The 9,566-nt window shown below is 45.3% G+C and carries 4 protein-coding genes, 1 tRNA gene, 1 rRNA gene and 1 riboswitch; of the genes, 4 read left to right on the top strand and 2 right to left on the bottom strand.

Annotated features, from left to right (window positions below):
* Positions 1-24: 24 nt before the first annotated feature.
* Both rrf and QTO06_RS24285 read left to right on the top strand, forming a co-directional pair.
* A 5S ribosomal RNA gene (gene rrf, locus QTO06_RS24290) occupies positions 25-141 on the top strand.
* 32 nt (positions 142-173) lie between these two features.
* A tRNA-Asp gene (locus QTO06_RS24285) sits at positions 174-250 on the top strand.
* Between the two features lie 844 nt (positions 251-1,094).
* Here the strand turns inward: QTO06_RS24285 and QTO06_RS24280 are convergent.
* Positions 1,095-2,420 (bottom strand): cation:proton antiporter, encoded by a 1,326-nt coding sequence (locus tag QTO06_RS24280; RefSeq protein ID WP_331410199.1) that lies wholly within the window; start codon positions 2,418-2,420, stop codon positions 1,095-1,097.
* A 189-nt stretch (positions 2,421-2,609) separates the two neighbouring features.
* On the opposite strand from QTO06_RS24280, the gene metH reads away from it, so the two are divergent.
* On the top strand, positions 2,610-6,290 hold the full coding sequence (gene metH, locus QTO06_RS24275; protein ID WP_331410197.1) for a methionine synthase: 3,681 nt from the start codon (positions 2,610-2,612) through the stop codon (positions 6,288-6,290).
* Between the two features lie 66 nt (positions 6,291-6,356).
* Here metH and lysC read toward each other — a convergent pair whose 3' ends face one another.
* Complete coding sequence (gene lysC / locus QTO06_RS24270; RefSeq protein ID WP_005444309.1) at positions 6,357-7,709, bottom strand: lysine-sensitive aspartokinase 3; 1,353 nt, start codon at positions 7,707-7,709, stop codon at positions 6,357-6,359.
* 123 nt (positions 7,710-7,832) lie between these two features.
* A riboswitch (Lysine riboswitch) is annotated at positions 7,833-8,011 on the bottom strand.
* A gap of 223 nt (positions 8,012-8,234) precedes the next feature.
* Between lysC and QTO06_RS24265 the strand changes: the two genes are divergently transcribed.
* Complete coding sequence (locus QTO06_RS24265) at positions 8,235-9,356, top strand: pyridoxal-phosphate-dependent aminotransferase family protein (protein ID WP_331410194.1); 1,122 nt, start codon at positions 8,235-8,237, stop codon at positions 9,354-9,356.
* Positions 9,357-9,566: the final 210 nt, after the last annotated feature.

The raw sequence follows: 9,566 nt of genomic DNA, 5'->3' as shown, positions 1-9,566 counted from the left end.
CAGCTTTCCGAATTAAAGAATTTGCTTGGCGACCATAGCGATTTGGACCCACCTGATTTCCATTCCGAACTCAGAAGTGAAACGAATTAGCGCCGATGGTAGTGTGGGGCTTCCCCATGTGAGAGTAGGACATCGCCAGGCTTTAAATTTAGACTTAAATGTCTAACCAGTGCGGAGCGGTAGTTCAGTTGGTTAGAATACCGGCCTGTCACGCCGGGGGTCGCGGGTTCGAGTCCCGTCCGCTCCGCCACTTATTTAGAAACCCAGTCTTCGGACTGGGTTTTGTCGTTTTAAAGCTCAAAAATATTCCCTTTCAGGGAATGAGTCCCGCTTGAACGCAAGCCCGAACTAGGCGTCCCCGCCGACTCGCCACTTATTACAGACCTCAGCATTTCTGCTGAGGTCTTTTCGTATTTGCGATTGGTCTATGACCAATGAGTCCCGCTCGTGTACGAGTCCAATTGAGTGTAAGCCCAGCCGCTCCGCCTCTTATTTAGAACCCCAGTCTTCGAACTGTTTTCATCGTTTCTAGAGCAGAATGAGTTCCCTTTTAGGGAGTAGATCTCCAAAGAGTTTTCTCTTAGTCAATCGTTTCTTCAGGCGTTCCCGATTCAATTTCTCTTACTCAGGAAAATACTAAGAGACGATGTTTTGTATCTATGGGCTTGTTAATTTTCTGATAAAGCTTAGCTGGCATGTAATCGGTTCAAACTTATCTGCTCATTGAGAACGTCTTATCTTTATCTAGTAAAGATTTTTATGTTTGAGTAGATGAACTCTATAGCTCTCGCCTAGTCGTCTTCACTTATTTCTGTAGAGTTGGCTTTAGCTTGAAGACTCCTACTTCCGTAATTTATTCACAGCTCAGTCTTCGAGTTGTTTTTATTGTATGGAGAAAGAGCAGTTCTTCTTTTCAATTTGGTAAGTTACTAGCGACTCTGCTCTTAATGTTACATGGGTCTATGTACATGAGTATGGATTAAGAAGCGCTGCGTGTAGTTACTAAAGGTAGGTTGTTTTTTGCAGACACTCTGGACTTTAGGCACAAAAAAGGCAGCCAAATGGCTGCCTAGTTTTGATAATTATAAAAGTACTTATTCTTGAGAAGCTTTTGCTTCTTGTGGTTTAACTGATCCTTCTGCTTCCATTTCTTTCTCTGCTTGTTTTGCCTTCTCAATCATTGGTGTAATAGTTGAGCCTTGAATAAGGATTGAGAACACTACCACAGAGTAAGTCATGACCATGATGATCTCTTTTACATCAATCAGTTTCTCTGGGATAACCAAGATGCCGGAAGGGATTGATAGTGCCATTGCTAATGCAAGACCACCACGCAGACCACCCCAAGTAAGGATCTTCACTGACCATGGGTTGTACTTTCTGTAGCGCTTAAAGCCAATATAAGAGATGAATACACTGAGATAGCGAGCAGTGAGCACCAGTGGTACTGAAATAGCCATCATAATCCAGTCTTCTTTGTGGAATTCGAACAGTAGCATCGACATACCGATCAGTAGGAACAAGACGCCATTTAGGAATTCATCAACTAGCTCCCAAAAGTGGTCTAGATGATCTTCACTCTCTTTAGAGAAGCCAATAAAGCGTGTCCAGTTACCAATCATGATGCCCGATACTACCATTGCAAGCGGACCCGAAACATGAAGGTATTCAGCAAATGCGTAACCAGCGGTTGGCACACCAATAGTAAGCAATAGCTCCATTGAGTGGTCATCAGTGGCGCTGATTAAATAGTGGAAAATAAGACCTAGTACGAAGCCATAAACGATGCCGCCAATCGCTTCTTGAACAAATAGAAGTGTCACACTGCCAACGGTAGGAGCTTCAGTACCGAAGGCGATGGTGAATAGTGTTACGAAAATTACCAGACCAAAGCCGTCGTTAAACAGAGACTCACCTTCAATCTGTGTAGAGATTCGTTTTGGTGCATTAAGCTTTTTAACAATGGCGAGTACTGCAATCGGGTCGGTTGGGGAGATAAGCGCACCGAAGAGCAGACAGTAGACGAGGTCAAATTGAATGCCGATAACTTGGCAGAAGCCGTAAAGTACAAAACCGATAAAGAAGGTTGAGAAGAGTGTTGCACCTAAAGCGAGTACAGTGATTTCCCATTTTTGATCTTTGAGGTTAGGGAGTTTGATACCCAAACCACCGGCAAAAAGTAGGAATCCGAGGATACCTTTAAGAAGAAAATCCTCGAAGTTAATGCTGGTAACCGTTTCGGTCGCTATCTCGGTGAGATGAAACCAATCATTTTGACCTGCGATTAGAATGAGGAGTGAAAGAATCATCGAACCGGCAGTGATTGCGATGGTGGTTTGCATCTTTCCTATCTTACTGTTTACAAAGGCAATAACCATTGCGGCTGCAGATAGAAAACATAAAGTATGATAGACCGACATAGAGCTCTCTATTTGTAACATTTTATGAATGGAATTCTCGGACGATGTTGACTAAATAGCAAACATTTTTTCGAGATTATTTTGTAACTCGACGGAGACAAAATAATCAGTAATTCGCATTTTAGACGTCTAGACTCCTTTAATTTGTGTGATAGGATGGAGAGATAACTAAAGGAATGAGGCTGTACTGTGGGAAGTAATGTAAGACAACAGATTGAAGCTCAATTAAAGCAACGTATCTTGCTGATCGATGGTGGTATGGGCACCATGATTCAGGGATATAAACTTGAAGAGCAAGACTATCGAGGAGAGCGCTTTGCGGATTGGCATTGTGATCTAAAAGGCAACAACGATTTGTTGGTGCTCACTCAGCCTCAATTGATTAAGGAAATTCACAGCGCTTACTTAGAAGCAGGCGCTGATATTCTTGAAACCAACACCTTTAACGCGACGACGATTGCGATGGCTGACTATGAGATGGAAAGCCTGAGTGAGGAAATCAACTTTGCCGCTGCAAAGCTTGCGCGTGAAGCCGCTGATGAGTGGACGGCAAAAACGCCAGAGCGCCCACGTTATGTCGCGGGTGTGCTTGGTCCAACAAACCGTACTTGTTCTATCTCCCCTGATGTAAACGATCCGGGCTATCGTAACGTCAGCTTCGATGAGCTTGTTGAAGCTTATTCAGAATCAACTCGAGCGCTGATCAAAGGTGGTTCTGATCTTATTCTGATCGAGACTATCTTCGATACACTTAACGCGAAAGCTTGTGCCTTCGCAGTTGATAGCGTCTTCGAAGAACTAGGCATCGAGTTGCCAGTTATGATCTCCGGTACCATTACCGATGCTTCTGGACGTACGCTTTCTGGTCAAACAACGGAAGCCTTCTATAACTCTCTTCGTCATGTTAACCCTATTTCATTTGGTTTGAACTGTGCGCTTGGTCCTGACGAACTGCGCCCGTACGTAGAAGAGCTTTCTCGTATTTCTGAATCTTTTGTTTCTACTCATCCAAACGCGGGTCTACCGAATGCTTTTGGTGAGTATGACCTTTCGCCAGAAGATATGGCGGAACACGTTAAAGAGTGGGCGGAGAGCGGTTTCCTCAACCTAATTGGTGGTTGTTGTGGCACCACGCCAGAGCATATTCGCCATATGGCAATGGCCGTTGAAGGTGTGAAACCTCGTGATTTGCCTGAGCTTACGGTTGCGTGTCGTTTATCCGGTCTCGAGCCTCTTACGATTGAAAAAGAGACGCTGTTTATCAACGTAGGTGAGCGTACTAACGTAACCGGTTCTGCTCGCTTTAAACGTCTGATCAAAGAAGAACTCTATGATGAAGCACTAGAGGTCGCCCGACAACAAGTTGAGAACGGCGCTCAGATCATCGACATCAACATGGATGAAGGCATGTTGGATGCAGAAGCCTGTATGGTTCGCTTCCTAAACCTATGCGCATCTGAGCCTGAGATCTCCAAAGTGCCTATCATGGTCGACTCTTCTAAATGGGAGGTTATCGAGGCGGGGCTGAAGTGTATTCAGGGCAAGGGCATCGTAAACTCCATCTCTTTGAAAGAAGGTAAAGAGAAGTTTGTTGAGCAAGCAAAACTGATTCGTCGCTATGGTGCTGCAGTTATCGTTATGGCGTTTGACGAAGTTGGTCAGGCAGAAACACGTGAGCGTAAGTTAGAAATCTGTACTAACGCTTATCGTATCTTGGTTGATGAAGTCGGCTTCCCACCAGAAGATATCATCTTTGACCCGAACATCTTCGCGGTTGCGACGGGTATCGAAGAGCACAACAATTATGCCGTGGATTTCATCGAAGCGGTTGCCGACATTAAGCGCGACTTGCCTCACGCGATGATCTCTGGTGGTGTGTCTAACGTTTCTTTCTCATTCCGCGGTAATAATTATGTTCGTGAAGCGATTCATGCGGTGTTTCTATACCACTGTTTTAAAAATGGTATGGACATGGGTATCGTGAACGCGGGTCAGTTAGAGATTTACGATAACGTTCCAGATAAACTGCGTGAAGCGGTAGAAGATGTAGTTCTTAACCGTCGTGATGATTCGACCGAGAGGCTACTTGATATTGCAGCAGAATACGCAGGTAAAGGCGTTGGCAAAGAAGAAGATGCTTCTGCATTAGAGTGGCGTACTTGGGCGGTAGAAAAGCGCTTAGAACATGCATTGGTTAAAGGCATTACTGAGTTCATTGTCGAAGATACCGAAGAAGCTCGCCTTAATGCATCCAAACCACTGGAAGTAATCGAAGGTCCATTGATGGATGGCATGAACGTGGTGGGTGATCTATTTGGTGAAGGTAAGATGTTCCTTCCTCAGGTAGTGAAATCTGCGCGTGTTATGAAGCAGGCAGTAGCGCACTTAGAGCCTTTCATTAATAAAGAGAAGCAAGCGGGCTCTTCCAACGGTAAGATTTTATTGGCTACGGTAAAAGGTGACGTTCACGATATCGGTAAAAACATTGTTGGCGTGGTTCTGCAATGTAACAACTACGAGATCATCGATCTTGGCGTAATGGTGCCATGTGAGAAGATTCTCAAGGTAGCCAAAGAAGAAAACGTTGACATCATTGGTCTTTCTGGTTTGATTACTCCGTCCCTCGATGAAATGGTGCATGTAGCCAAAGAAATGGAGCGTCTTGACTTCGATCTTCCACTTCTGATTGGTGGTGCAACAACATCCAAAGCGCATACGGCGGTTAAGATTGAGCAGAACTACAAACATCCAGTGGTTTACGTCAATAACGCTTCTCGTGCGGTTGGTGTATGTACATCATTACTTTCAGACGAACTTCGTCCTGGCTTTGTTGAGAAGCTGGACGTGGACTATGAACGAGTACGTGATCAGCATAACCGCAAGAAGCCGCGCACCAAGCCTGTTACTTTAGAAGAAGCGAGAGCGAACAAAGTCGCGATTGATTGGGATAAGTATACGCCTCCTGTTCCGGTGAAGTCGGGTATCCATATCTTTGATGACTTTGAAGTGTCTACTTTGCGTAAGTACATCGACTGGACACCTTTCTTTATGACTTGGTCATTAGTCGGTAAATACCCAACAATCTTTGACCATGAAGAAGTGGGTGAAGAGGCGCTGCGCCTGTACAAAGACGCTAATGAGTTATTGGATCGTGTTGAGCGTGAAGGCTTACTCAAAGCGCGAGGTATGTGTGGTCTGTTCCCTGCTGCAAGCGTGGGTGATGATATCGAAGTCTACACCGACGAATCGCGTACAGAAGTGGCGAAAGTGCTGCATAACTTGCGTCAGCAAACGGAGAAACCAAAAGGCTTCAACTACTGTCTGTCTGATTATGTTGCACCGAAAGAGTCTGGTAAGCTCGATTGGGTTGGTGCTTTTGCAGTAACTGGTGGTATCGGTGAGCGTGAACTTGCCGACGAATACAAAGCGCAGGGTGATGATTACAATGCCATCATGATTCAAGCGGTAGCGGACCGTCTGGCGGAAGCATTTGCTGAGTATCTACATGAGCGTGTGCGTAAAGAGATTTGGGGTTACGCTGCGGATGAAGCTCTGTCGAATGAAGAACTGATTCGTGAGAAATACCAAGGTATTCGACCTGCTCCGGGCTATCCAGCATGTCCAGAGCATACTGAAAAAGGACCGCTTTGGGAGCTGATGAATGTTGAAGAAAACATTGGCATGTCACTGACATCGAGCTATGCGATGTACCCAGGTGCATCTGTATCGGGTTGGTACTTCTCGCATCCTGACTCTCGTTACTTTGCGATCGCTCAGATCCAAGAGGATCAGTTGCAAAGCTATGCTGATCGTAAAGGCTGGGATAGGATCGAAGCGGAAAAATGGTTAGGTCCCAACATTAACGGTTAACCAAACCGTCTTGAAACTAAAAGGGCTGCAATTTGCAGCCCTTGTTTATTAGTGATTGAAAGTACTTTATTGCTCAAACAACTCGGTGTGTAATTTTTGGATTGCTTGTCGAGATACGGATTCGTGAACAAGGAAGCACAGGTTATGCGGGCTTGCTCCGTAACAGATCATACGTAGGTTGAAGTCTTCTAGCGTGCCAAATACTTGCTTCGCGTAGCCTTTGCTTTCACTCATATTGTTACCAATCAGAGCGACGAGACATAGGTCGTGTTCCACTTCTACCTTACATAGCTCTTCAAGCTCTTCACGCGCGGCTTGTGGCAATTGAGGAGCGCCGCCAGACGTGTCTGTTTGATCAAGAGTGAGTGACACACTGATTTCAGATGTGGTGATCAGATCTACAGAGATTTTGTGCTTCGCTAGGATCTCAAATACTTTGGCTAAGAAGCCGTATGCGTGGAACATGTTAGCACTGCGTAATGTCACCATGGTTTGGTTGCAGCGCAGAGCAAGTGCTCGGAATAAAGGTGAGCTCTCTACTTGGTGGCGGATCCATGTACCACCTTTTTCCGGTTCTTTAGACGAGCCTACGAATACAGGGATGTCGTGACGAAGTGCCGGAACTAGCGTTGAAGGATGTAGAATTTTTGCGCCGAAGTTTGCCATCTCTGATGCTTCGCTAAAGCTGATCTCTGGGATTGGCGCTGCTTTTGAGGCGATACGTGGGTCTGTGGTATAGATGCCCGGTACGTCGGTCCAAATCTCTAGACCTGCTGCTTTCACACCTTCTGCAATGAGTGCTGCACTGTAGTCACTGCCGCCACGACCAAGCGTGGTGGTATTACCTTCTTCATCTGAGCCAATAAAACCTTGGGTGATAACCACGTATTCTTGGCAAAGTGGTACTAACTTTTCTTGTGCTAGCTGCGAAATTGTCTCGACATTAGGTTCAGCTCGACCAAAATTACCATCGGTTTTTAGCACGTCGCGAATATCAAAACGAACTGCGTTCACACCACGCTCACGCATTAGTTGTGCAAGGATATGAGTCGACATTAATTCACCACAAGCGACTAAATGGTCTGTCAGTTTGGTGCTTGCTTGGATTGAAGCAGCCTCTGCCAAGCTCGTGACGGTATCAAGAATCGAATAAACCTCAGCTGCTGCTTCGGTTGCGTTTTCTAGCTGCGACAGAATCGATTCGTGGATGCCTGCTAGTTTCTGAAGTACTTCCGCACGATGTTCTTGGTCTTGAACACCATTTGCCAGTTCAACCAATAGGTTAGTGACACCTGAGCAAGCGCTGCTAACCACAAGGCGAGTATTTGGGTTGTTTTCTATGATAGTGGAGCAACGACTCATTGCCTCAAAGTTGGCAACACTGGTTCCACCGAATTTTGCTACGTTAAATGCGCTCACTGCGTTCTCCCACGACTTCCTGAAAAAATAACAACAATTAATAGGTTGCCTAATACATCCAATGTTTGGTGAGGAAAGGAACAGAGCAAATAGAGAGGTAGTTAGAATGTAATTTGAAAATTTACCCTCAGAAGCTCTTCATCATACGGCGCTGATGACAGTTGATGGGATTCAACCCAAGTCAACCGACAAGTCAAATCCTGCAACTTTGACTTACCTCGGCACTACTCCCCCTGAGTGATTGGTATTGGAATTGCGGCTCCACAAATCACCTGCCTGGGCAGTGCTCCTCTTCTGCATAAAGCTTAAACATTGAACGGTTTTGCTGTCACATTGTCAACCAATATCTCAACCAGAATGAAAGTTTTTATTAACGAATTTGTGACAGTGGTTTGACCTCTATACTTAGGGCTAATTGCCGATGGAGGAAAAATCTATTAGGGTGAAAACTTCAATACCTGAGCCAACCTTTTGAATAGAACTTTTATAACGCTCAGGATGAATGACTGCAATCAAGGAGCCGACATGCCGATCCAAAGCTTTATTCCCCCACACCGTATTTTGATGGGACCTGGTCCATCTGATATTTCCCCTCAGGTTTTACAAGCGCTTAGCCGACCAACAGTTGGTCACCTAGACCCACTTTTCATTGCCATGATGGACGAGCTAAAACAGCTGCTTAAATACGCTTTCCAAACGGAAAATGAATTTACTATTGCCGTCTCTGCGCCGGGCAGTGCGGGTATGGAAACGTGCTTCGTTAACCTGATAGAAAAGGGCGACAAGGTCATCGTCTGCCGTAATGGTGTCTTCGGTGAGCGTATGCGTGAAAACGTGGTTCGTGCTGGTGGTGAAGCGGTTGTCGTCGATGATGAATGGGGAACCCCTGTATCGGTCGATAAAGTTGAAGAAGCATTAAAGCAGCACCCTGATGCGAAGATTCTTGCTTTTGTTCATGCAGAAACATCGACAGGCGCGGTAAGTGATGCACAAGCACTGGGTCTACTCGCGAAGCAATACGGTCTGTTATCAATTGTCGATGCTGTGACCTCGCTTGGTGGTGTGCCCCTTAAAGTTGACGAGTGGCAGTTAGATGCGGTGTATTCCGGTAGCCAAAAATGTCTCTCGTGTGTTCCAGGTTTATCGCCTGTGACGCTTTCTCCGGCAGCTATTGAGAAGATTCAATCAAGAACGACACCAGTTCAAAGCTGGTTCTTGGATCAAAGTCTAGTGTTGGGTTATTGGAGTGGACAAGGTAAACGCAGCTATCACCACACAGCACCAGTGAACAGTTTGTATGCACTGCATGAAGCTCTACTTATTCTTGAGAATGAAGGTTTAGAAAATGCATGGGCACGTCACCAGTTAATGCATGAGAAGCTTAAAGCCGGTTTACAAAAACTAGGTTTTGAATTTGTGGTAGAAGAAGAGTATCGACTACCGCAATTGAATGCGATTTATGTCCCTGAAGGAATTGATGAAGCAAAAGTGCGCAATCACTTACTTGAAACCTACAACCTAGAGATTGGTGCAGGTCTTGGTGCACTTGCTGGTAAAGCATGGCGAATTGGACTGATGGGCTATGGTGCTCGACCTGAAAATGTTGCTTTGTGTTTGCGAGCTTTAGAAGAGTCACTGACTGAATAAATCGCCTCGGTAATGAGGTAAAGAAAAGCGAAGGTTATTCCTTCGCTTTTTTGTATTTATTTGACCCATCCTAAATAAGGTTGACACTTCCCAACCAGAAAATTGGAGAGTGTTATGAAATCAATAACTAGACGAACTCAATGCGATTATTCCCTCGCTTTTAAATTGGATGTTGTTGACCAAGTTGAAAGAGGCGAACTGACTTATAAA

The organism is Vibrio sp. M260121 (genome assembly GCF_036533715.1).
GTDB lineage: Bacteria > Pseudomonadota > Gammaproteobacteria > Enterobacterales > Vibrionaceae > Vibrio.
This window is presented reverse-complemented; position numbering and strand designations above follow the sequence as displayed.

Bases quoted from the DNA above. Each gene is read 5' to 3' on its own strand.
- QTO06_RS24280 (WP_331410199.1), bottom strand. From the start codon at position 2,420: ATGTCGGTCTATCATACTTTATGTTTTCTATCTGCAGCCGCAATGGTT.
- QTO06_RS24265 (WP_331410194.1), top strand. From the start codon at position 8,235: ATGCCGATCCAAAGCTTTATTCCCCCACACCGTATTTTGATGGGACCT.